Genomic DNA, 21,266 nt, shown 5'->3' on the forward strand with positions numbered 1-21,266 from the left:
CAGGAATGCCGAAACGAATTCTCGAAGGCGTTGTCGTCTCCGACAAGGGCGACAAGACCGTGGTGGTGAAGGTGGAGCGCACGCTGCTTCACCCGCTGCTGAAGAAGACCGTGCGCCGGTCGAAGAAGTACCACGCGCACGACGAGGCGAACGCCTACAAGACCGGTGACACGGCTCGCATCATCGAATGCGCTCCGAAGTCGAAACTCAAAACCTGGGAAGTGCTGCCTAAGGGCGCCACGGACCAAGCGTAAGGATCTGACCCAATGATCCAGATGCAGACTAACCTGGATGTCGCCGACAATTCCGGCGCTCGCCGGGTCATGTGCATCAAGGTGCTGGGCGGCGCGAAGCGCCGTTATGCCAGCGTCGGCGATCGCATCGTGGTCTCCGTTAAGGAAGCCATCCCCCGCGGCCGCGTGAAGAAGGGCGACGTCCTCCAGGCGATCGTCGTGCGCACGAGCCAAGGCATCAAGCGCAAGGATGGCTCGGTCATCCGCTTCGACAAGAACGCCGCGGTGATCGTGAACAAGCAAGGTGAGCCGATCGGCACGCGGATCTTTGGCCCGGTTCCCCGTGAACTGCGCGCGAAGAACCACATGAAGGTCATTTCGCTCGCGCCTGAGGTGCTGTGATGTCAGCGAAGATCAAGAAGGGGGACCGCGTCGTGGTCCTCACCGGCAAGGACAAGGGGCGCCAAGGCGCCGTGCTCAAGGTGTTCCCCAAGGAACAGCGCGTGCTGGTGGAAGGCCTGAACATGGTTCAGCGCCACACCCGTCCGACCCAATTTGATCCGCAAGGCGGCATCAAGAACAAGGAAGCGCCGCTGCACGTCTCGAACGTTGCTGTCGTCGATTCCCAAGGCAAGGCGACCCGCGTCGGCTTCCGCGTGGAAGGCGACAAGAAGGTTCGTTTCGCCAAGACGACCGGCGAGGTGATCAATGGCTGATCAAGCTTACGAGCCGCGGCTCAAGACCGAGTACCGCAGCCGCATCCGCAAGGCGCTGAAGGATCAGTTCGCCTACACCAACGAGATGCAGATCCCGAAGCTGGACAAAATTGTCCTGAACATGGGCATCGGCGAAGCGGTTGGCGACTCCAAGAAGGTCCAGTCGGCGATCGCCGACCTGACCAAGATTGCGGGTCAAAAGCCGGTGGCCACCAAGGCCCGGACCTCGATCGCCGGCTTCAAGCTGCGCGAAGGCATGACGATCGGCGCGAAGGTCACCCTGCGCCACGATCGGATGTACGAGTTCCTGGACCGGCTGATCACGATCGCGCTGCCGCGCGTGAAGGATTTCCGGGGCCTGAAGCCCACTTCGTTCGACGGTCGTGGCAACTACGCCATGGGTCTGAAGGAACACATCGTGTTCCCCGAGATCAACTATGACCAGATCGATCAGATGTGGGGCATGGACATCATCGTCGCCACGACTGCGAAGACCGACGACGAAGCGCGCGCGCTTCTCAAGGAATTCCAGTTCCCGTTCGTGCAAGCGTAACGGGGAGGGAAGAGAACATGGCCAAGAAAAGCGCCGTCAACCGTAACGAGCAAGTCAAGAAGCTCGTCAAGCAATACGCCTCGAAGCGCGAAGAGCTGAAGGCGATCGCTAACGACGAGAGCCTGCCGCTCGAAGAACGTTTCGAAGCCCGGCTGAAGCTCGCGGAGCTGCCGCGCAACTCGTCCAAGACCCGCATCCGCAACCGTTGCGAGGTCACCGGGCGTCCGCGCGCGTATTACCGCAAACTCAAGATGAGCCGTGTCTCGCTCCGCGAACTGGGTTCGCAGGGCCTGATCCCGGGCCTCGTCAAGTCGAGCTGGTAGGAGGGTCTCCCATGGTCAACGACCCCGTCGGCGATCTGATCGCCCGTATCAAGAACGCGGCTCAACGCAGCCGCAGCAAGGTCAACACTCCGGCCTCGAAGATGCGCGCGCGCGTCCTCGATGTGCTGCTGGAGGAAGGCTACATCCGCGGCTACCACCTGGTGGAAAAGCCCGGCGCCTTCCCGGAGTTCGAGATCGAGCTCAAGTACTTTGACGGCCAGCCCGTGATCGTCGAGATCAACCGGGTCTCCAAGCCGGGCCGTCGCGTTTATTCGTCGATCAAGGACCTGAAGCCCGTGAAGAACGGCCTCGGGATCTCGATCCTGTCGACGCCGAAGGGCGTCATGTCGGACACGGCCGCGCGTGACGCGAACGTGGGCGGCGAAGTCCTCTGCCGGGTCTACTAAGATGTCGCGGATTGGAAAGAAGGCGGTCGCCGTCCCCAGTGGGGTGACGGTGACCATCGACGGCCAGAGCGTCACGGTGAAGGGGCCCAAGGGCCAACTCGCCTGGACCGTGGCCGAAGAGATCGAAGTTCGCCAGGAAGGCCAGGAACTGGTCCTTTCGAAGAAGGCCGACACCACCCGGGCGCAAGCCATGTGGGGCCTGTCGCGCACTCTGGTGAACAACATGGTCGTCGGCGTGACCCAAGGCTACGAGGAGTCCCTCGAGCTGGTCGGCGTCGGTTATCGTGCGGCGATGAAGGGCCAGGCGCTCTCCATGCAGCTCGGCTTCAGCCATGACGTGGACATCCCGGCGCCCGCCGGCGTGACCTTCGCCACGCCGAAGCAGACCGAGATCAAGATCTCCGGCATCGACAAGCAGCTGGTCGGCGAGACCGCCGCTCGGATCCGTCGCATCCGTCCGCCTGAGCCCTACAAGGGCAAGGGCGTCCGCTACGCCGGTGAAAAGGTCCGTCGTAAGGAAGGCAAGAAGAAGTAAGATGGCGCTCTCCTCTCGCGACTCCAGTCTCCGCCGCGCCCAGCGCACCCGTACCCGCCTGCGCAAGCTGGCGAACGGCCGCCCGCGCCTGTCGGTCTTCCGCTCGTCGAAGAACATCTACGCCCAGATCATCGACGACGAACGCGGCGTCACGCTCGCGGCCGCCTCGTCGCTGGAAGGCGGCGAGACCAAGCAAAAGGGCTCCGACAAGGACGCCGCCGCTCGCGTCGGCGCCCTGGTCGCCCAACGCGCCATGGAAAAGGGCGTCAAGGACGTGGTCTTCGACCGCGGCGGCTACCTCTTTCATGGCCGGGTCAAGGCCCTGGCCGACGCCGCGCGCGAAGCCGGCCTGAATTTCTAAGGAAAGCACGATGGCTCGCAGGAACGAAGAGCGCGGCGGTCGCAATCGCGAAGAAGAACGCGACAGCGAAATCGTCGAAAAGCTGGTGCACATCAACCGCGTCGCCGCCACCGTGAAGGGCGGCCGCCGGTTCTCCTTCGCTGCTCTGATGGTCGTTGGCGACCAAAAGGGCCGCGTGGGCTTCGGTCACGGCAAGGCGCGCGAAGTGCCGGAAGCCATCCGCAAGGCGACCGAAGAAGCCAAGAAGTCGATGATCCGCGTGCCGCTGCGCGAAAGCCGCACCCTGCACCATGACGGCGCTGGCCGTTGGGGCGCAGGCAAGGTGATGGTCCGCGCGGCGCCTCCGGGCACCGGCGTCATCGCCGGCGGTCCGATGCGTGCGGTGCTGGAAACCCTCGGCATCCAGGACGTCGTCGGCAAGTCGGTCGGCTCGTCCAACCCGTACAACATGGTGCGCGCGACCTTCGAGGCGCTGAAGGCTCAGTCTTCGCCCCGCCAGGTCGCCGCCAAGCGCGGCAAGAAGGTCTCCGACGTGATCGGCCGCCGCGCCGACGGCGCGTCCGCCACGGCGACCGCCTCCGACGCTGAAGGATAAGTTCAGATGGCCACGATCACCGTTCGTCAGACCGGCAGCCCGATCCGCCGGAAGAAGGACCAGCGCGCGACGCTCGTCGGCCTGGGCCTGAACAAGCAGGGCCGCACGTCGACCCTCGAGGACACCCCCTCCATCCGTGGGATGATCGCCAAGGTCGCCCACATGGTGGAAGTCGTCGAAGGCTAGCACCGCGACATTCCCGCCCGTTCTCGGGCGGTTTCCGGCGAAAGCCGGAGGAGGGGGCTTCACCCGCCGGTTCCGGTGCGGTAAGGCCCCCTTCGGCCTTCAGGCCTACAGAGAATTTCCAAGCCGAGTCGGAGCCTGCGCTCCGGCGACAGATCTCCAAGGAGAGGCGTCTATGACTAAGCTGAACGAACTCGCCCCGCGTCCTGGCTCCGTGAAGGGCCGCATGCGCGTCGGCCGTGGCCCGGGCTCGGGCAAGGGCAAGACCGCCGGTCGCGGCGTGAAGGGCCAGAAGTCCCGTACCGGCGTGTCTATCGCCGGCTTCGAGGGCGGCCAGATGCCGCTGCACATGCGGATGCCGAAGCGCGGCTTCAACAACCCGTTCGCCAAGGAGTTCGCGGAAGTGAACCTGTGGCGGATCGAGCAGGCGATCGCCGCCGGCAAGCTTGACGCCAAGCAGCCGATCGACGCTGACGCCCTGCTGAAGGCCGGCGTGCTGCGTCGCGCCAAGGACGGCGTGAAGCTGCTCGGCAAGGGCGAGCTGAAGTCGAAGATCAACATCACCGTCTACGCGGCCACCGGCGCGGCGCGCGCCGCGGTCGAAAAGGCCGGCGGTTCGGTCACCGCCACCAAGCCGGAAGCGGCCCAGGAAGCCTGATCGGGCTTGCCATGACGCCGGCCTCGGCCCCGGCCATTTCTGCGGAAATGGCCGAGCTGGGGGAGGTGCGAGCAAACACCGCGCCGTGGTTGTTTGCTCGCGAGGCCGGCTCGCCTTATCTGATCGAGATCTCGATTCAGGGGACATGCTGAATGGCTTCGGCCGCTGAACAGCTCGCCGCCAATATGAACTTCGGCGCCTTCCAGAAGGCGACGGAGCTTCACAAGCGTATCTGGTTCACCCTCATCGCGATGGTCGTCTATCGCCTGGGGACCTACATCCCGATCCCGGGCATCTCGCCGGCCGCCTTCGCCGAAGCCTTCCAAGGCCAGGCCAAGGGCATCCTGGGCATGTTCAACATGTTCTCGGGCGGCGCGGTCGAGCGGATGGCGATCTTCTCGCTGAACGTGATGCCGTACATCTCGGCGTCGATCATCGTTCAGCTCCTGGGCACGGTTTATCCGCCCTGGGAGAAGCTCCGGAAGGAGGGCGGCGAGGCCGGGCGCAAGACGCTCAACCAGTACACCCGCTACCTGACCGTGATCCTGGCGCTGTTCCAGTCGTTCGGCATCGCCATGGGCCTGCAGGCTAGCGAGGGCCTGGTCGACAACCCCGGCCTGTTCTTCGTCGTCTCGACCGTCGTGACGCTGACCGGCGGCACCATGTTCCTGATGTGGCTCGGGGAGCAGATCACCAGCCGCGGGGTCGGCAACGGCATCAGCCTGATCATCTTCGCCGGTATCGTCGCGGTCTTCCCGCGCTACATCGGCCAGGCCTTCTCGCTAGCGCGCACCGGCGCGATGAGCGGCGGCGCCTTGCTGGTGATCGCGCTGCTGATCGTCGCGGTGACCGTGGCCATCGTCTTCATGGAGCGCTCACAGCGGCGGATCCTGGTGCAGTATCCGAAGCGCCAGGTGGGCAACCGCATGTTCGGCGGCGACACCTCGTTCCTGCCGCTGAAGATCAACACCGCGGGCGTCATCCCGCCGATCTTCGCCTCGAGCCTGCTGCTGCTGCCGACCACGGTGATGGGCTTCGCCGTGGGCGGCGCCGGCTCCAACCTGCCGGCGTGGCTGCAATGGCTGCCCGGCCTGACCGGCCAGCTGCAGCACGGCCAACCGCTGTTCATGCTGATGTACGGCGCGCTGATCGTCTTCTTCTGCTTCTTCTACACCTCCATCGTGTTCAATCCGGAGGACACGGCGGAGAACCTGCGGAAGTACGGCGGCTTCATGCCTGGCATCCGTCCGGGCAAGCGGACCGCGGAGTACCTCGACTTCGTCCTGACGCGACTGACGGTGATCGGCGCGGCCTACATCACCCTCGTGTGCTTGCTGCCCGAGGCGCTGATCGGCTTCTACAACGCGCCGTTCTACATGGGCGGCACCTCGGTGCTGATCGTGGTCAGCGTCACCATGGACACCGTCACCCAGATCCAGTCCCATCTGCTGCAACACCAGTACGAAGGGCTGATCAAAAAATCCAAGCTGAGAGGAACGCGCGGCCGCTGATTCAGCGGGCCGCAGCGCCGCCCCGGCTTGGGCGCGGCGGGAGGGCGAGTAAAGAATGAACCTGATCCTGTTCGGACCGCCGGCTGCGGGCAAAGGCACGCAAGCCAAGCGCCTGGTTGAGCAGCGCCGCATGGTGCAGCTTTCGACCGGCGACATGCTGCGCGCCGCCATCGCTTCGGGCTCCGAGCTCGGCAAGCGCGTGTCGGGGATCATGGAGCGTGGCGAGCTGGTCTCTGACGACATCGTCATCGCCCTGATCGAAGAGCGGCTGCCGGAAACCGAGGCTGCCGGCGGAGCGATCTTCGACGGCTTCCCGCGCACGCTCGCGCAGGCGCAGGCGCTCGACGAGATGCTGAAGCGCCGCGGCAAGAAGATCGACATGGTGGTCCGGCTGAAGGTCGACGACGACGCGCTGCTGCAGCGCATCGCCGGCCGGTTCGCCGAGAGCGGCCGCCCGGACGACAACCCGGACAGCTTCAAGGTCCGCCTGGGCGCCTACAACGGCCAGACCGCGCCGCTGCTCCCCTATTACCAGGGCCAGGGCAAGCTGGTGGAGCTCGACGGGATGGGCACGATCGATCAGGTCGCGGCCTCGATCGACGGCGCGCTGGACGGCGTGAAGGCCTGACCGGCGCGCGGCGACCGCCGCACGTTTCAAGAGACGCCGAAGCGGCGGGATGGGCTCAGGCCCCTCCCGCCGTTTTCGTATCCGCCGGGGCCCGGCTCAGCCGATCGCCGGCTGGGCGGCGACATAGGCGTCGATCGCCGCCAGGTGCTGGGCGATCTCCGCCGGCGGCAGGAAGGAGCCGGTGAAGCTGTTCTTCGCCAGGGTGACCAGATCCTCCCGCGTCAGCCCGACCGCGCTCGCCGTCCGGATCCAGTTCTCCGCCAGATAGCCGCCGAAATAGGCCGGGTCGTCGGAGTTGATCGTGGCTTTCAGGCCGAGCTGCAGCATGCGCTTCAGCGGATGATCGGCGAGATCGCCGACGACGCAGAGCTTCAGGTTCGACAGCGGGCAGACGGTCAGCGTCATTCCCTTGCGGGCCAGCCGCGCGACCAGGGCGGGGTCCTCGAGCGAGCGGTTGCCGTGGTCGATGCGGTCGACCTGCAGCAGGTCCAGCGCCTCGTGGACATATTCCGGCGGGCCTTCCTCGCCGGCGTGGGCGACCAGCTTCAGGCCGCGCTCGCGGGCGGCGGCGAACACGCGCGCGAACTTCGCCGGCGGATGGCCGAGCTCAGAGGAATCCAAGCCGACGCCGATGATGCGGTCGAGATAGGGCTCGGCTTGCCGCAGGGTGGCGAAGGCGGCGTCCTCGTCGAGGTGGCGCAGGAAGCAGAGAATGAGGGCCGAACTGACCCCCAACTCTCGCTCGGCCTCGGCCATCCCGGCCAACAGCCCGTCGGCGACGACGGCGAAGGGAATCCCGCGATCGGTGTGGGTCTGGGGATCGAAGAACAGCTCGACGTGACGAGCGCCGTCGGCGGCGACCCGGCGGAAGTAGGCCAGCGCCAGGTCGCGGAAGTCGGCCTCGGTCCGCAGCACGTCAGCCCCCTGGTAGTAGAGGTCGAGGAAGTCCTGCAGGTTGCCGAAGTCGTAGGCCGCCTTCAGCGCCTCGACGGAGGCGAAGGGCAGGGCGACGCCGTTGCGCCGGGCGAAGGCGAACATCTGCTCGGGCTCGAGGCTGCCCTCGATGTGCAGGTGCAGTTCGGCCTTGGGGAGGCCGCGGACGAAATTGCTGAGGGAGACCATGGGCGGAGTGTCGCCGCCCGGGCCGAAGCGTCAAGCGCGCGCGGCCGGCGATGCCGACGGTTTTCCGGCGCCGTTGTGCAGAGAATCGGCGGGGCGGGGAGAATCGCCGCAGCGGCCCGCGCCATGATTGCGCCCGATGCGCGCGTCATGCTTTCCTTAACTCCCGCGGGCGACAAAGCTCGGTGCGTGAGTTCGACGATGGCGATGCGCAGGCCGCGGCACGGCCGCGCGCAGGCAGAGGCCATATTTCCGCGTTTACGCATTGACGGCGGCATGCCGATCCATATAACGAGGCCCTTCCGCGAAAGGGCGCGAGGTACGCGCCGGCTAGACCTTTGGGTCATGGGGCCGGGGCGTCGTTTGCGCTTTTCTTGCGTGATCAGGAGAGATTTCCACGTGGCCCGTATCGCTGGCGTAAACATTCCTACGAACAAGCGCGTCGTGATCGCGCTGCAGTACATCCATGGCATCGGCCCGGCGAAGGCGCGGGAGATCGTTGGCAAGGTTGGCATCGAAGACGCTCGTCGCGTCAATCAGCTGACCGACCAGGAGGTCCTGCAGATCCGCGAAGCTATCGACCGCGACTACACGGTTGAGGGCGACCTGCGCCGCGAGACCGCCGTCAACATCAAGCGGTTGATGGACCTGGCCTGCTATCGCGGCCTGCGTCACCGCAAGGGTCTGCCCGTCCGCGGTCAGCGCACCCACACCAACGCCCGGACCCGCAAGGGCCCGGCCAAGCCGATCGCCGGCAAGAAGAAGTAAGAGAGCGGACCTCCGATGGCCAAGGAACCGGCGCGCGTCAAACGCCGCGAGCGTAAGAACATCACCTCGGGCGTGGCGCACGTGAACGCCTCGTTCAACAACACCATGATCACCATCACGGATGCGCAGGGGAACACCATCTCCTGGTCGTCCGCTGGAATGATGGGCTTCAAGGGTTCGCGGAAGTCGACTCCGTACGCCGCCCAGATGGCCGCCGAGGAGGCTGGCCGCAAGGCCGCCGAGCATGGCGTGAAGACTCTGGAAGTGAACGTCTCGGGCCCCGGTTCGGGCCGTGAATCGGCGCTCCGGGCTCTGCAGGCCGTCGGCATGACGATCACCACGATTCGTGACGTGACCCCCATCCCGCACAACGGCTGCCGTCCGCCGAAGCGTCGGCGCGTCTAAGTCGTTAGGTACTGCAATTCTGAAGGCGCCGGACCGCGACTGCGGCCGGCGATCCTGCGTTTCGAGGGACACCATCAGTGATCGAAAGAAACTGGAACGAGCTCATCCGTCCCGAGAAGCCGCTCATCGAGACCGGCGCCGACGCGACCCGCAAGGCGCGTCTGGTGGCCGAGCCGCTCGAGCGCGGCTTTGGCGTGACGCTGGGCAACAGCCTGCGCCGCGTGCTGCTCTCCTCGCTGCAGGGCGCTGCGGTGACCGCCGTCCAGATCGACGGCGTGGTGCACGAGTTCTCGTCGATGGAAGGCGTGCGTGAAGACGTCGTCGACATCGTCCTGAACATCAAGCAACTCGCCGTGCGCATGCACTCGGAAGGTCCGAAGCGCATGACCCTGCGGGCGACCGGCCCGGGCCCGGTGACCGCCGGCCAGATCGAGGCTCCGGCCGACATCGAGATCCTCAACACCGACCATGTGCTCTGCACCCTCGACGAGGGCGCGACCGTGCGCATGGAGTTCACCGTCCAGACCGGCAAGGGCTACGTCCCGGCCGAGATGAACCGGCCGGAAGACGCGCCGATCGGCCTGATCGCCGTCGACGCCCTCTATTCGCCGGTGAAGCGCGTCGCCTACCGCGTCGAGCCGACCCGCCAGGGCCAGAGCCTCGACTACGACAAGCTGATCATGGAAGTCGAAACCAACGGCGCGGTTTCGCCGGTGGACGCGGTGGCCTACGCCGCGCGCATTCTCCAGGACCAGCTGCAGATCTTCATCACCTTCGAAGAACCGAAGAAGAAGGTCGAAGGCGAGGCGAAGCCGGAACTGCCGTTCAACCCGGCGCTGCTGAAGAAGGTCGACGAGCTGGAACTGTCGGTCCGCTCGGCCAACTGCCTGAAGAACGACAACATCGTCTACATCGGCGACCTGATCCAGAAGACTGAAGCCGAGATGCTGCGCACCCCGAACTTCGGGCGCAAGTCGCTCAACGAGATCAAGGAAGTGCTCGCCGGCATGGGTCTGCACCTCGGCATGGACGTGCCGAACTGGCCGCCGGAGAACATCGAAGAGCTCGCGAAGAAGTTCGAAGACCAGATGTAAGACGTCTCCAAAATCTGCCTGGCGGATTTTGGATCTAGAAACTGGAGCACGTTCGGGCGGCGTAACCCCGTCGTCTAACGTGCGCCTCGCGCCAACTCCGGACCGTTTCGGTCCGGGCCCGCTGAAGCCGCAACATCGGTGGAGGGCCCCGGCGCTTCGTAGTGACCCAGGCGGGAGCGGGCTGGGATTTGGTTAGGTAGGACGCGGTCCCGCAGATCGGGAGCGTCCCATGGGCCAGGTGGCCCAGGAGATTGAGATGCGTCACGGAAAAGCCCACCGCAAACTGGGCCGCACGACCAGCCACCGCACGGCCATGTTCGCCAACATGTCGGCGAGCCTGATCAAGCACGAGCAAATCGTCACGACCCTGCCGAAGGCGAAGGAACTGCGGCCGATCGTCGAGAAGCTGGTGACCCTGGCGAAGCGCGGCGACCTGCACGCTCGCCGTCAGGCGATCAGCCAAGTCCGCGACGTGGCCCAGGTCGGCAAGCTCTTCGCGGTGCTCGGCCCGCGCTACAAGGACCGCGCCGGCGGCTACATCCGCGTGCTGAAGGCCGGTTACCGTCACGGCGACAACGCCCCGATGGCGGTGATCGAGTTCGTCGATCGCGATCCGGCCGAAAAGGGCAAGGACTCCGGTCCGGTCGTCCAGTTCGCTGGCGAAGAGTAAGATCTACTCTCCAAACTGATCACGAAAGCCCCGGACGGCGACGTCCGGGGCTTTTGCTTTGTGCGCTCAGGCGATGGCGACGACGACCAGCGCCTGGCCCGCGCCGGAGATCGGGCCGTCGCCGAACCGCGCCTGCAGCGCCTCGGTCGCGGCCTGCGCCGCCGCTTCGAGGCCGTCGGGGCTGCGGGCCTCGATCTCGCCGCGCAGCGGACTGCCCAGGCACAACCCGCGGGCGGCGTCGGCCGCGGACGGCGAGGGCGTCGGCAGGGCGACGGCCTCGATCTGCACGTCGCGGAACCCGGCGCTGGTCAGCGCCGCGGTGATGACCTGCCGGTCGTGCCAGCCGTACGGCGTGCGCCCGAGGAAACCCGGCGGATCGTCGGGGAAGTAGGCGGCCACCGCCTCGTGCACGGCGCGCGCGACGTCGTTGTGCGCGAGGTCGTCCCAGACATTGAAGACGAAGCGCCCGTTCGGACGCAGGACCCGCTGGGTCTCGGTGAAGGCCTTGGCCTTGTCGGGAAAGAACATCACGCCGAACTGGCAGACCACCGCCTCGAACCGCTGGTCCGGGAAGGGCAGGGCCTGGGCGTCGGCCGGCTCGAAGCGCACGTTCGCCGCCCGGACGCAGTCGGCGGCCTTGGCGAGCATCGGCGCGTTCAGGTCGGTGGCGGTGATCGCCGCCAGCGGAGCCGCTTCGGCGAGCGCGCGGGTCACGCGGCCGGTGCCGGCGGCGGTCTCCAGCAGCTCGCCGTCGAAGCCCTTGAAGCGGGCGGCGAGGTCGCGGGCGTAGGGCTCGAACAGCATCGGCCCCAGCAGGCGGTCGTAGATCTCGGGAATGGCGCCGACAAAGGCGCGATCGGCTTCGGACATGGCGCTGGCCTCCGACGCCAGGATCGCACGCGCCCGCCGCCGACGCGGTCACATTCGCTAGAGAAGGGGGCCGATCAGGGCCCGGCGACGGGGCGCGGCGGCGCGGCGTTGTCCCGGCTGAGGAAGGCGTGCACGGCGGCGACCGCCTGGGCGCCTTCGCCGACGGCGGCGGCGACGCGCTTCACCGAGCCTGACCGCACGTCGCCGATCGCGTAGACGCCGGGAAGGCTGGTCTCCAGCATATGCGCCGCGCCGACGTCGTTGCCGACGCCGATGAAGCCATGGGCGTCCAGATCGACGCCCGACCCTGCCAGCCAATCGGTGTTGGGCTGGGCGCCGATGAACAGGAACAGGTGGCGGATGGCGGCGGCGGTCTCGCTCTTCGTCTGGCGGTCGCGCCAGCGGAGCGTCTGCAGCACGCCGCGCTCGCCTTCCAGGCCGGTGATTTCGGCGTTGGGCACAAGCTCGACGTTCGGCAGGGAGGCGATGCGGTCGATCAGGTAGCGCGACATGGTCGCCTCCAGGCTGGAGGCGCGGATCAGCATGGTCACCTTCGCCACCTGGCTGGCGAGATACACCGCCGCCTGGCCGGCCGAGTTGCCGCCGCCGACCAGGGCGACGTGCTGGCCGGCGCAGAGCCGCGCCTCCAGCGGCGAGGCCCAGTAGTGCACCGAGGCCGCCTCGTAGCGCGGCAGGTCCTCGACGCCGAGTCGGCGGTAGCGCGCGCCGGCGGCGATCACCACGGCCCGGGCGCGGGCCTGCTCGGCATTGGCCAGCGCGATGGCGTAGCCGCCGTCCGGATGACGCGCCAGGCTGGCGGCTTCGTCCGGAATGGCGAGCTCCGCGCCGAACTTGCGCGCCTGGTTGTAGGCCCGCCCCATCAGCGCCATCCCGCTGATTCCGGTCGGGAAGCCGAGGTAGTTCTCGATGCGGGCGGAGGCCCCGGCCTGACCGCCGAAGGCGCGACAGTCGAGCACCAGGACCGCGAGCCCCTCGGACGCCGCATAGACCGCCGCGGCGAGGCCGGCGGGCCCGGCGCCGATCACCGCCAGGTCATAGAGGCGGTCCGGATCGAGCGGGCTCACCAGGCCCAGGCACCGCGCCAGGTCGCCTTCCGTCGGATTGCGCAGCAACGAGCCGTTCGGGCAAAGGACGATCGGCAGCTCGCTCTCGGCGAGCTCGAAGCGGGCGACGAGCGCCTGAGCTTCCGGGTCGACGGCGACGTCCAGGCGGTGCAGCGGATGGCCGTTGCGCCGGAGGAAGCCTTCGAGCCGGCGCAGGTCGGGATCGTCCTCGTGGCCCAGGAGGATCGGTCCGCCCGAACCGGTCTCCAGCAACCCGACGCGGCGCAGGATCAAGGCGCGCATGATCCGCTCGCCGAGCTCGGCCTCGGAGATCAGCACCGCCCGCAGTTGCTCGGGCGACAGGACGATCGCCTCGACCGGGCTCAGCGCGACGGCGTCGACCAGGGCGGGGCGGCCGGTCAACTGGGCCAGTTCGCCCATGAACGATCCAGCGCGGTGCACGACGATCGGATGCGCGCCGGCGGCGTCGGACGCGACGATCTGGACTTCGCCGGCGAGAATGACGGACATGCCGTGATCCGCCTCGCCGGCGCGCACCAGGTGCTCGCCGGCGGCGTAGCGGCGGATGACGCCGAAGCCGCACAGCCGTTCGATCTCCGCCGTGCTCAAGGTCGGGAAGGCCTGATCCCTGCGGGTCTCGACGATTGAAGGCGCCTTGGCCATGGCGGCTCCCGATCCTAGCGGCAGGTCCAGGGGAGCATGCACCGGCATGGCGCCCGGGTCGATTAATCCCGCGCCGCCTCCGGGCCGCCAACGTCATTTGCCGCCTGCGGGGCAGGGCGGGTCACGGCGAGAGTCCCACTCGTCACATCTGATGTAACAGGCTAAGCGATAGCGGGCGTTTTCCCGGAGCCTGACGCATGCGTTCGCTACTTTCCCTCGCCGCCGCCCTGGTGCTCGCCACGGCCCCGCAGCTCGCCGCCGCCGCGCCGGCCGACGCGCACGACGAGAGCAACTACGCCCAGGTGGTGATGAAGCCGAACACCGCCTTCCTCTCGGCGGAGGAGCGCCAGGTGGTGAACCTGCTGATCCAGGCGGCGAACGAGATGACGGCGATCTACGCCAAGCAGTCGGCGGGCCCGGGGCCGGGCCACGGCTTCTATCCGGCGGGCCTGACCAAGGCCGAGCTCGACGCCTATGTCGCCGCCCATCCGGCGGAGCGGGAGAAGCTGCTGAACGGCTACACCGTCGTCCAGCGGCAGGGGACCCGGCTGGTCACCACGCCCTATTCGGTCGCTTACAAGCCGGAGCTGACCCGCGCGGCGGCGCTGCTGGAGCAGGCGGCTCAGACCACCAGCAACGCCAGCCTCAAGCGCTTCCTGACGCTGCGCGCCGAGGCCTTCCGCAGCAACGACTACTTCGACTCCGAGATGGCCTGGATGGACGTCAGCGGCACGCCCATCGAGGTCGCCATCGGCCCCTACGAGACCTACACCGACGAACTCTACGGCCAGAAGACCGCCTTCGAAGCCTTCGTCACGGTCAAGGATCCGCAAGCCAGCGCCAAGCTCGAGCGGTTCAAGGCCCACCTCGGGGAGATGGAGGCCAACCTCCCGGTCGACGACCGCTACAAGAACTTCAAGCGCGGCGGCGCCTCGCCGATCGCCGTCGCCGACCAGGTGCACGGCGGCGGCGACAACCTGCATGGGCCGCAGACCATCGCCTTCAACCTGCCCAACGACGAACGGGTGCGCGAGGCCAAGGGGGCGAAGAAGGTGATCCTCGCCAACGTGCTGGGCGCCAAGTACGACCAGATCCTCAAGCCGATCGCCGCCCGCGCGCTGGTGGCCGAACAGGTCCCGCTCGTGACCCGCGACTACATGGTCTACGAGACCTTGTTCCACGAGCTGGCGCACAGCCTGGGGCCTGGCACGATCACCGTCGGCGGCCGGCCGACCACCGTCCAGGCGGAGCTGAAGGACATCTACAGCACGTCGGAGGAGGCCAAGGCCGACGTGATGGGCGCCTACAACATCCTCTTCATGATGGATAAGGGCCAGCTGCCGGCGGCGGAGCGGCCGCAGCTGATGGCCACCTACATGGCCGGGATCCTGCGGGCCGCGCGCTGGGGCGAGGGCGAGGCCCACGGCCGCGGCGCGGCGCTGCAGTACGGCTACCTGAAGGAGAAGGGCGCGTTCCAGTGGGACGCGACCCAGAAGCGCTTCCGGGTCGACGACGCGGCGATGGCGAGCGGCCTGCGCGATCTGCTGGCAGACCTCGTGCGGCTGCAGGGCGACGGCGACTACGCCGGCATGAAGGCGCTGTTCGATCGCTACGCCCACCTGGACGATCATGCCCGCGCGGTGAACGCGACGCTGGGCGACATTCCGGTCGACATCTCGCCGACCTATCCGGAAAAGGTCTGACCGGCTTCGACGCGACGAGATGAGATGAACGCCACCGCTGTTCGCCCCGCTGGCCGGCGCGCCGCGGTGCCGTTCGTTCTCGTCAGCCTGGGCCTCGACACCCTGTCGCTGTGCCTGCTGATCCCGGTCTTTCCGCCGCTGGTGCAGCAGTTCCAGGGTGGCGACGCGGCCTCGGCCGGCCGCTGGATCGGCCTGCTGACTGCGGTCTGGGCGGTGGCGCAGTTCTTCGGCTCGCCGATCATGGGCGCGCTGTCCGATCGGTTCGGCCGGCGGCCGGTGCTGCTCGCCTCGATCTTCGGCCTCGGGCTCGACAACCTCTTGATGGCGTTCGCGCCGAACCTGACCTGGCTGTTCATCGGCCGGGTGCTGTCGGGCTTCACCGCCTCGAGCTTCTCGGTCGCCACCGCCTACATCGCCGATGTGACGCCGCCGGAGCAGCGGGCGGCCCGCTTCGGCCTGGTCGGCGCGATCTGGAGCTTCAGCTTCATCGTCGGGCCGGCGCTCGGCGGCCTGCTGGGCGCGGTCGATCTGCGGCTCCCATTTTTCGTCTCCGCCGGGGTGTCGCTGGCGGCGGCGGTCTACGGCTATTTCGTGCTGCCGGAGTCGCTCAAGCCCGAGCACCGCGCGCCGTTCTCCTGGCGGAAGGCCAATCCGGCGGCGTCGCTGAGCTTCCTCGGCTCGCACCCGGAGCTGCTCTGGCTCTCGGTCGTCAACTTCCTGATGCAGTTCGCCCACGCTGTGCTGCCGACCTTGTTCGTCCTCTACGCCGGAAACCGCTACGGCTGGTCGCTGCAGGTCACCGGGCCGGTGCTGGCGGCGACCGGGGTCTTCGGCATGATCGTCCAGGCGTGGCTGGTGCCGCGGCTGGTCCCGCGCATCGGCGAGATGCGGGCGATGATCCTGGGACTGGTCGCCGGCGCGCTGGCCCTGGCGATCTACGGCCTGGCGCCCGCTGGCTGGATCTTCCTGCTCGGCACCCCGATCGGCGCGCTGCTGGGACTGTTCGCGCCGGGCTTCCAGGCGATCACCACCCGTCGCGTCGGGCCCAACGAGCAGGGACGGCTGCAGGGGGCGAACAGCGGGATCATGGGGCTCACCAGCATGATCGCCCCGGCGGCCTTCGGTTACCTCTACGCCGCCTCCGCGCAGGTGCATGGCGGCGCGGCGGCGGGCGTCGCCTTCCTGGTCGCTGCGGGCCTGCTGATGCTGGCCGCGCTGGTCGCCGCCGTGGCGGTCGCGCCGCACGGCGCCCGCGAGTCCGCCTGAGCCGACATCTCGGCGAGATCGGGCGGCATCGTTCGAAAATAGAAGCAACTGCTTGACTGAACGCCGGTGGGCGGCGAGCTCTGCTGTTGCGAAGATATCAGCGGGGCGGGGAACCGATGGGCCAACTTTCACGACGCAGCTTTGCCCTGGTCGCCGGCGGCGCGGTCGCGGCCCTTGGCGGGGGCCGCGCCTTCGCGGCGGCGGCGGCGTTCGACCCGACGCTCTTTGTGAATCCCGAGCTGCGCCCGGTGTTTGTGCGGCTGCAGAAGATGTTCGCCCTGCGGCCGCTGACGGACGAGACGCTGGCCGCTGAGCGCAAGGCGTCGCTGTCCCTCTCGCCGCCGCCGAGGGCCGCGCCCGGCTGGAGCGAGCGGACGATCCCGGGGCCGCGCGGCGCGCCCGACGTGCGCATCTATGTGATCAACGCCGGCAAGCCCGGCGGTCCGTCGCGGCCGGCGATCCTGCAGATCCACGGCGGCGGCTTCGTGATGGGGACCGCGAAGCAGGCGCTCAGTTCGAACCAGGAGCTCGCCGCGGCGCTGGATTGCGTTGTCGTCTCGGTCGACTACCGCCTGGCGCCGGAGACGCCGTTCCCCGGCGCGCTGGAAGACAACTATGCGGCGCTGAAGTGGCTCTACCAGCACGCCGAGGAGCTGGGCGTCGATCGTGCGCGGATCGCCCTGTTGGGCGAGAGCGCCGGCGGCGGGCACGCCGCCATGCTGGCGATTGCGGCGCGGGATCGCGGGGAGGTGCCGCTCGCCTACCAGGCGCTGGTCTACCCGATGCTGGATGACCGGACCGGCAGCACGCGCAAGAAGCCGCCCTACATGGGCTTCGTCATCTGGGACGAGCAACGCAACCGGTTCGGCTGGACTTCGCTGCTCGGCGCGCCAGCGGGGTCGCGGAAGGTCCCCGCCGGGTCGGTCCCGGCACGGGTCGAGAACCTGAAGGGCCTGCCGCCGGCCTTCATCGGCGTGGGCTCGGTCGATCTCTTCGTCGACGAGGACGTCGAATACGCGCGGCGGCTGATCGATGCGGGCGTGCCGGTGCGCCTGAACGTCGTCCCGGGGGCCTTCCACGGCTTCGACGCCCTGCCGAGCGCCCTGGCCCAGGATTTCAAGGCGGATCTGGTCTCGTCGCTGAGGACCGCGCTGCGGGCGAAGGCCTAGCGGCCGACCGCGCGGTTCGCGCCGGCTGGACGAAGCGTCCACCGCAGCCCAATTTGCGCCGGAAACCTTGGCTGTGTTTCCGCCGTTTGTTGGGCAAACCGGAGAGCCTATGCGCGCGCATCGCGTCCTGATTCCCGCCATCGTCGTGTTCGCGGCCTGCGCGCCGCCCCTGGCGCTGGCCCAGACCCCGCCGGCCACCCGCGCCGCGCCGGCCAGCGCCGTCGCCATGCGCATGTCGTTCGCCGGCGTCGTGAAGAAGGCCGCCCCGGCGGTCGTGAACATCTCCTCCAAGCGGATGGTGCGGCAGCAGGCCGATCCGTTCTGGCAGCTATTCGGCATGGGCGCGCCGCGCGACCGCGTGGAGGGCTCGCTGGGCTCGGGCGTGATCGTCCGCGCCGACGGGATCATCGTCACCAACAACCACGTGGTGGAGGGCGGCCAGGAGATCACCGTCGCGCTGGCCGATCGCCGGGAGTTTCCCGCCCGCGTGCTGCTGGCCGATCCGCGCACCGACCTGGCGGTGCTGAAGGTCGACGTCGGTAATGACCGGCTGCCGACGCTGGCGATCAACGACGGGGCCGACATCCAGGTCGGCGACCTGGTGCTGGCGATCGGCGATCCCTTCGGCGTCGGCCAGACGGTGACCAACGGCATCGTCTCGGCGCTGAACCGCACCGCCGACGAGGCCGGCTCGGCCTATATCCAGACCGACGCGGCGATCAATCCGGGCAATTCCGGCGGGGCGCTGGTCGACATGAACGGCGATCTGATCGGCATCAACAGCTTCATCCTCTCGCGCTCCGGCACCTCGTCGGGCGTGGGCTTTGCGGTGCCGGGCCCCGTGGTGCGCCAGGCGGTCGAGACGGCGGTCGGCGGCGGCCGCACCCTGGTCCGGCCCTGGCTCGGCGCGCGGCTGCAGAGCGTGACGCCGGAGATGGCCCGCAGCGTCGGGCTGGCGACGCCGTCCGGGGCCTTGGTCGCCGACGTCTGGGCGGGCGGACCGGCGGACCGCGCCGGGGTTCGCCAGGGCGACGTGATCGTCTCCGTTGACGGGCGGCCGGCGGTCGACGCCGGCGCCGTCAACTACGTCATCGGCACCCATCGGGTGGGCGATTCCATCAGCCTCGGCCTACGCCGCAACGGCCAGCAGCAGACCGTCACCCTGAAGGCCCAGGCCGCGCCGGCGACCCCGGCGCGCGATGAGCAGACCATTGGCGGCCGCAGCCCCTTCACCGGAGCGACGGTGGCGAACCTCTCGCCGGCGCTGGCCGAGGAACTCGGCGCCGACGCCTTCGGCCAGGGGGTCGTCGTCACCAAGGTGGCCGGCGGGCCGGCGGCCGCGGTCGGCCTGCAGCCGGGCGACATCATCCACGCGGTGAACGGCCGGCCGGTCCAATCGGCGCGCGACCTGGCGGCCGTCGCCAGTCGTCCGGCGCCGAGCTGGCAGGTGACCATCGAGCGCGGCGGGCGGCAGATCACGGCGACCTTCCGCTGAGGGGCGACCTGCCGCTGGGGATCGTGCTAGACCGCGCCGCATGGCCGATCTCTTCGAAGCCGCGGGCCTGACGCCGCAGGCGCCGTCGCCGCTCGCCGACCGCCTGCGCCCGCAGCGCCTGGATGAGGTTGTGGGCCAGGAGCACCTGCTGGGCGTCGGCGGCCCGATCCGCCGCATGGCCGAGGCTGGGCGGCTGGCGTCGATGATCCTCTGGGGCCCGCCGGGCACCGGCAAGACCACCATCGCCCGGCTGCTGGCCAAGGAAGCCGGCTACACCTTCCAGCAGCTGTCGGCGGTGTTCTCCGGCGTCGCCGACCTGAAGAAAGCGTTCGAGACCGCGCGGGCAAGGCGCGCGGCCGGGCAATCGACGCTGCTGTTCGTCGACGAGATCCACCGCTTCAACCGCGCCCAGCAAGACGGCTTCCTGCCGTTCGTCGAGGAGGGCGTGGTGACCCTGGTGGGCGCGACCACCGAGAACCCGTCCTTCGAGCTGAACGGGGCGCTGCTCTCGCGCTGCCAGGTGTTCGTGCTGAAGCGCCTGGACGCCGAGGCGCTGGAGGCGCTGCTCGCCAAGGCCGAGGCGTTCGAAGGCCGGCCGCTGCCGCTGATGCCGGAGGCGCGCCAGGCGCTGGTGGCGATGGCCGACGGCGACGGCCGCTACCTGCTGACCCTGGCCGAGACCCTGTTCAATATCGCCTCGGCCGAGCCGCTGGACACCAAGCAGCTCGGCCAGGTGCTGCAGAAGCGCAGCCCGGCCTACGACAAGGACCGCGAGGAGCACTACAACCTCATCTCGGCGCTGCATAAGTCGATCCGCGGCTCGGATCCGGACGCGGCGCTCTACTGGCTAGCGCGCATGCTGCAGGGCGGCGAGAACCCGCTGTTCATCGCCCGGCGGCTGATCCGCGCCGCGATGGAGGACATCGGCGAGGCCGACCCGATGTCGCTGGTGCTCGCCAACGCCGCCAAGGACACCTACGACTTCCTGGGTTCGCCCGAGGGCGAGATCGCGCTGGCCCAGCTGGTCGTGCACCTCGCCGCCGCGCCGAAGTCCAACGCCGTCTACGTCGCCTACAAGAAGGCCATGGCGGCGGCGCGGGAGACCGGCTCGCTGATGCCGCCGCCGCACATCCTCAATGCGCCGACCCGGATGATGAAGGATCTCGGCTACGGCAAGGGCTACGCCTACGACCACGACGTCGAGGGCGGCTTCTCCGGCCAGGACTATTTCCCCGAGGAGATGGGCCGGCGCAGCTTCTACCAGCCGAAAGGCGAGGGGACCGAAGCGCGCATCAAGGAACGGCTGGAACGCTGGGCGGCGCTGCGCGGACAGCGGAAGGGCGGAGAGTGACGCCCCCTCCGTCTCGCGCCTGCGGCGCGATCCACCTCCCCCGCTTTGCAGGGGAGGAGCGGGTCGCTGCTCCCCCGCCTGCGGGGGAGCTGTCAGCGCAGCTGACTGAGGGGGCGCTCGCGCGCACGGCCCCGCCATGACCCCCCGTCCGCCGCGGAAGAGCCGCGCCCCTGAGAAGCCGCCGATCAAGCTGACGCCGGAGGAGATCGCCTTCGTCCGCAGCCTGGTGATCTATGAGGACGAGTCGCTGCTGGCGCTGAACAAGCCTTCGGGCCTGTCGAGCCAGGGCGGTCGCGGGCAGGTCAACACCCTGGACGAGCTGCTGTGGGCTTTCGCCAAGCCCGGCAAGCCGCGGCCGCGGCTGATCCACCGGCTGGACCGCGACACCTCCGGCGTGATCCTGACCGCCAAGACCAAGCCGGCGGCGGGCTTCCTCGGCAAGGCGATGATGTCGCGCAAGTTCGCCAAAACCTACCGGGCGATCGTCGCGCCCGGCGCGCCGCAGCCGGACGCCGGCGTCGTCGAGGCGGCGCTGCGCCGCGAGGAGATCGGCCGCGAAGCCTATATGCGGATCTGCGCCGCCGACCATCCCGACGCCGAGAGCGCGCGCACCCGCTACAAGACGTTGAAGGCGACTGACACAGCCGCGCTGCTCGAAGTCGATCCGGAGACCGGCCGGATGCACCAGATCCGGGTGCACTTGTCCTCGCTCGGCCGGCCGATCGTCGGCGACGTGCGCTACGGCGGCGCGCTGATGGTCGAGGGCCAGCCCGCCCCGCGGCTGATGCTGCACGCGCTGGCGCTGATCTTTCCGCACCCGGGCGGCGGCTTGAAGCGGTTGGAGGCGCCGACCCCGCCGGACATGGCCGCGCTGCTAGCGGCGCTCAAGCTGGACTGATCCGGAA

General features: G+C 68.5%; 26 protein-coding genes. 23 read left to right on the plus strand and 3 right to left on the minus strand.

Going from position 1 to position 21,266, the window contains the following annotated elements; genetic code table 11:
- Positions 1–5 precede the first annotated feature (5 nt).
- The 13 genes from rpsQ (at position 6) to ACSQ14_RS07110 (ending at position 6,703) form a co-directional block, all read left to right on the plus strand.
- Positions 6–254 (plus strand): 30S ribosomal protein S17, encoded by a 249-nt coding sequence (rpsQ, locus tag ACSQ14_RS07050; protein ID WP_436011093.1) that lies wholly within the window; start codon positions 6–8, stop codon positions 252–254.
- A 12-nt stretch (positions 255–266) separates the two neighbouring features.
- Positions 267–635: a 50S ribosomal protein L14 gene (gene rplN / locus ACSQ14_RS07055; RefSeq protein WP_324088874.1), complete on the plus strand. Its 369-nt coding sequence runs from the start codon at positions 267–269 to the stop codon at positions 633–635.
- Positions 635–949: a 50S ribosomal protein L24 gene (gene rplX, locus ACSQ14_RS07060; protein ID WP_436011095.1), complete on the plus strand. Its 315-nt coding sequence runs from the start codon at positions 635–637 to the stop codon at positions 947–949. The genes rplN and rplX overlap by 1 nt, the downstream gene beginning before the upstream one ends.
- The gene (gene rplE, locus ACSQ14_RS07065) at positions 942–1,502 is read left to right on the plus strand and encodes a 50S ribosomal protein L5 (protein WP_436011097.1); all 561 of its coding nucleotides are present in this window, start codon (positions 942–944) and stop codon (positions 1,500–1,502) included. Before rplX ends, rplE begins: the two co-directional genes overlap by 8 nt.
- A gap of 17 nt (positions 1,503–1,519) precedes the next feature.
- Complete coding sequence (rpsN, locus tag ACSQ14_RS07070; RefSeq protein ID WP_436011099.1) at positions 1,520–1,825, plus strand: 30S ribosomal protein S14; 306 nt, start codon at positions 1,520–1,522, stop codon at positions 1,823–1,825.
- 11 nt (positions 1,826–1,836) lie between these two features.
- Entirely contained in the window at positions 1,837–2,232 is a 396-nt protein-coding gene (gene rpsH / locus ACSQ14_RS07075) for a 30S ribosomal protein S8 (RefSeq protein ID WP_436011101.1), read from the plus strand.
- Position 2,233: 1 nt separating this feature from the next.
- Positions 2,234–2,767 carry a 50S ribosomal protein L6 gene (gene rplF, locus ACSQ14_RS07080; RefSeq protein ID WP_436011103.1) on the plus strand — a complete coding sequence of 178 codons (534 nt, stop codon included), beginning with the start codon at positions 2,234–2,236 and terminating at the stop codon, positions 2,765–2,767.
- 1 nt (position 2,768) lies between these two features.
- The gene (rplR, locus tag ACSQ14_RS07085) at positions 2,769–3,128 is read left to right on the plus strand and encodes a 50S ribosomal protein L18 (RefSeq protein ID WP_436011105.1); all 360 of its coding nucleotides are present in this window, start codon (positions 2,769–2,771) and stop codon (positions 3,126–3,128) included.
- Between the two features lie 10 nt (positions 3,129–3,138).
- Positions 3,139–3,723 carry a 30S ribosomal protein S5 gene (rpsE, locus tag ACSQ14_RS07090; RefSeq protein ID WP_436011107.1) on the plus strand — a complete coding sequence of 195 codons (585 nt, stop codon included), beginning with the start codon at positions 3,139–3,141 and terminating at the stop codon, positions 3,721–3,723.
- A gap of 6 nt (positions 3,724–3,729) precedes the next feature.
- Entirely contained in the window at positions 3,730–3,909 is a 180-nt protein-coding gene (gene rpmD, locus ACSQ14_RS07095) for a 50S ribosomal protein L30 (protein WP_436011109.1), read from the plus strand.
- 172 nt (positions 3,910–4,081) lie between these two features.
- Positions 4,082–4,564 carry a 50S ribosomal protein L15 gene (rplO, locus tag ACSQ14_RS07100; RefSeq protein WP_436011111.1) on the plus strand — a complete coding sequence of 161 codons (483 nt, stop codon included), beginning with the start codon at positions 4,082–4,084 and terminating at the stop codon, positions 4,562–4,564.
- Between the two features lie 152 nt (positions 4,565–4,716).
- A complete protein-coding gene (gene secY, locus ACSQ14_RS07105; protein ID WP_436011113.1) occupies positions 4,717–6,075 on the plus strand; it encodes a preprotein translocase subunit SecY in 1,359 nt (452 codons plus the stop codon).
- 55 nt (positions 6,076–6,130) lie between these two features.
- On the plus strand, positions 6,131–6,703 hold the full coding sequence (locus ACSQ14_RS07110; RefSeq protein ID WP_436011115.1) for an adenylate kinase: 573 nt from the start codon (positions 6,131–6,133) through the stop codon (positions 6,701–6,703).
- 96 nt (positions 6,704–6,799) lie between these two features.
- Here ACSQ14_RS07110 and ACSQ14_RS07115 read toward each other — a convergent pair whose 3' ends face one another.
- On the minus strand, positions 6,800–7,825 hold the full coding sequence (locus ACSQ14_RS07115; RefSeq protein ID WP_436011117.1) for an adenosine deaminase: 1,026 nt from the start codon (positions 7,823–7,825) through the stop codon (positions 6,800–6,802).
- Positions 7,826–8,221: 396 nt separating this feature from the next.
- Between ACSQ14_RS07115 and rpsM the strand changes: the two genes are divergently transcribed.
- From rpsM to rplQ, 4 genes are all read left to right on the plus strand, one after another.
- Entirely contained in the window at positions 8,222–8,590 is a 369-nt protein-coding gene (gene rpsM / locus ACSQ14_RS07120; protein WP_111458880.1) for a 30S ribosomal protein S13, read from the plus strand.
- A gap of 15 nt (positions 8,591–8,605) precedes the next feature.
- Complete coding sequence (rpsK, locus tag ACSQ14_RS07125) at positions 8,606–8,995, plus strand: 30S ribosomal protein S11 (protein WP_436011119.1); 390 nt, start codon at positions 8,606–8,608, stop codon at positions 8,993–8,995.
- Between the two features lie 77 nt (positions 8,996–9,072).
- On the plus strand, positions 9,073–10,089 hold the full coding sequence (locus tag ACSQ14_RS07130) for a DNA-directed RNA polymerase subunit alpha (protein WP_436011121.1): 1,017 nt from the start codon (positions 9,073–9,075) through the stop codon (positions 10,087–10,089).
- Between the two features lie 256 nt (positions 10,090–10,345).
- Positions 10,346–10,759, plus strand: a complete 414-nt coding sequence (gene rplQ, locus ACSQ14_RS07135; RefSeq protein WP_436011123.1) for a 50S ribosomal protein L17 — start codon at positions 10,346–10,348, stop codon at positions 10,757–10,759.
- 66 nt (positions 10,760–10,825) lie between these two features.
- Here the strand turns inward: rplQ and ACSQ14_RS07140 are convergent, their stop codons facing one another.
- Together ACSQ14_RS07140 and ACSQ14_RS07145 are read right to left on the minus strand one after the other, a co-directional pair.
- Positions 10,826–11,629 (minus strand): class I SAM-dependent methyltransferase, encoded by an 804-nt coding sequence (locus ACSQ14_RS07140; protein ID WP_436011125.1) that lies wholly within the window; start codon positions 11,627–11,629, stop codon positions 10,826–10,828.
- Between the two features lie 74 nt (positions 11,630–11,703).
- Positions 11,704–13,377 carry an FAD-dependent oxidoreductase gene (locus ACSQ14_RS07145; RefSeq protein WP_436011127.1) on the minus strand — a complete coding sequence of 558 codons (1,674 nt, stop codon included), beginning with the start codon at positions 13,375–13,377 and terminating at the stop codon, positions 11,704–11,706.
- Positions 13,378–13,574: 197 nt separating this feature from the next.
- Between ACSQ14_RS07145 and ACSQ14_RS07150 the strand changes: the two genes are divergently transcribed.
- The 6 genes from ACSQ14_RS07150 to ACSQ14_RS07175 all read left to right on the plus strand — a co-directional run bounded on the left by ACSQ14_RS07150 (position 13,575) and on the right by ACSQ14_RS07175 (position 21,259).
- Complete coding sequence (locus ACSQ14_RS07150; protein WP_436011129.1) at positions 13,575–15,080, plus strand: dipeptidyl-peptidase 3 family protein; 1,506 nt, start codon at positions 13,575–13,577, stop codon at positions 15,078–15,080.
- Positions 15,081–15,104: 24 nt separating this feature from the next.
- On the plus strand, positions 15,105–16,346 hold the full coding sequence (locus ACSQ14_RS07155) for a TCR/Tet family MFS transporter (RefSeq protein WP_436011131.1): 1,242 nt from the start codon (positions 15,105–15,107) through the stop codon (positions 16,344–16,346).
- A 116-nt stretch (positions 16,347–16,462) separates the two neighbouring features.
- Positions 16,463–17,515, plus strand: coding sequence for an alpha/beta hydrolase (locus ACSQ14_RS07160; protein ID WP_436011133.1), 1,053 nt, complete (start codon positions 16,463–16,465; stop codon positions 17,513–17,515).
- Positions 17,516–17,624: 109 nt separating this feature from the next.
- Positions 17,625–19,010 (plus strand): Do family serine endopeptidase, encoded by a 1,386-nt coding sequence (locus ACSQ14_RS07165; protein ID WP_436011135.1) that lies wholly within the window; start codon positions 17,625–17,627, stop codon positions 19,008–19,010.
- Positions 19,011–19,050: 40 nt separating this feature from the next.
- A complete protein-coding gene (locus ACSQ14_RS07170; protein WP_436011137.1) occupies positions 19,051–20,361 on the plus strand; it encodes a replication-associated recombination protein A in 1,311 nt (436 codons plus the stop codon).
- A gap of 136 nt (positions 20,362–20,497) precedes the next feature.
- Positions 20,498–21,259 (plus strand): RluA family pseudouridine synthase, encoded by a 762-nt coding sequence (locus tag ACSQ14_RS07175; RefSeq protein WP_436011139.1) that lies wholly within the window; start codon positions 20,498–20,500, stop codon positions 21,257–21,259.
- Positions 21,260–21,266 lie beyond the last annotated feature (7 nt).

The organism is Phenylobacterium sp. LjRoot219, assembly GCF_964252995.1.
Classification (GTDB): Bacteria; Pseudomonadota; Alphaproteobacteria; order Caulobacterales; family Caulobacteraceae; genus Phenylobacterium.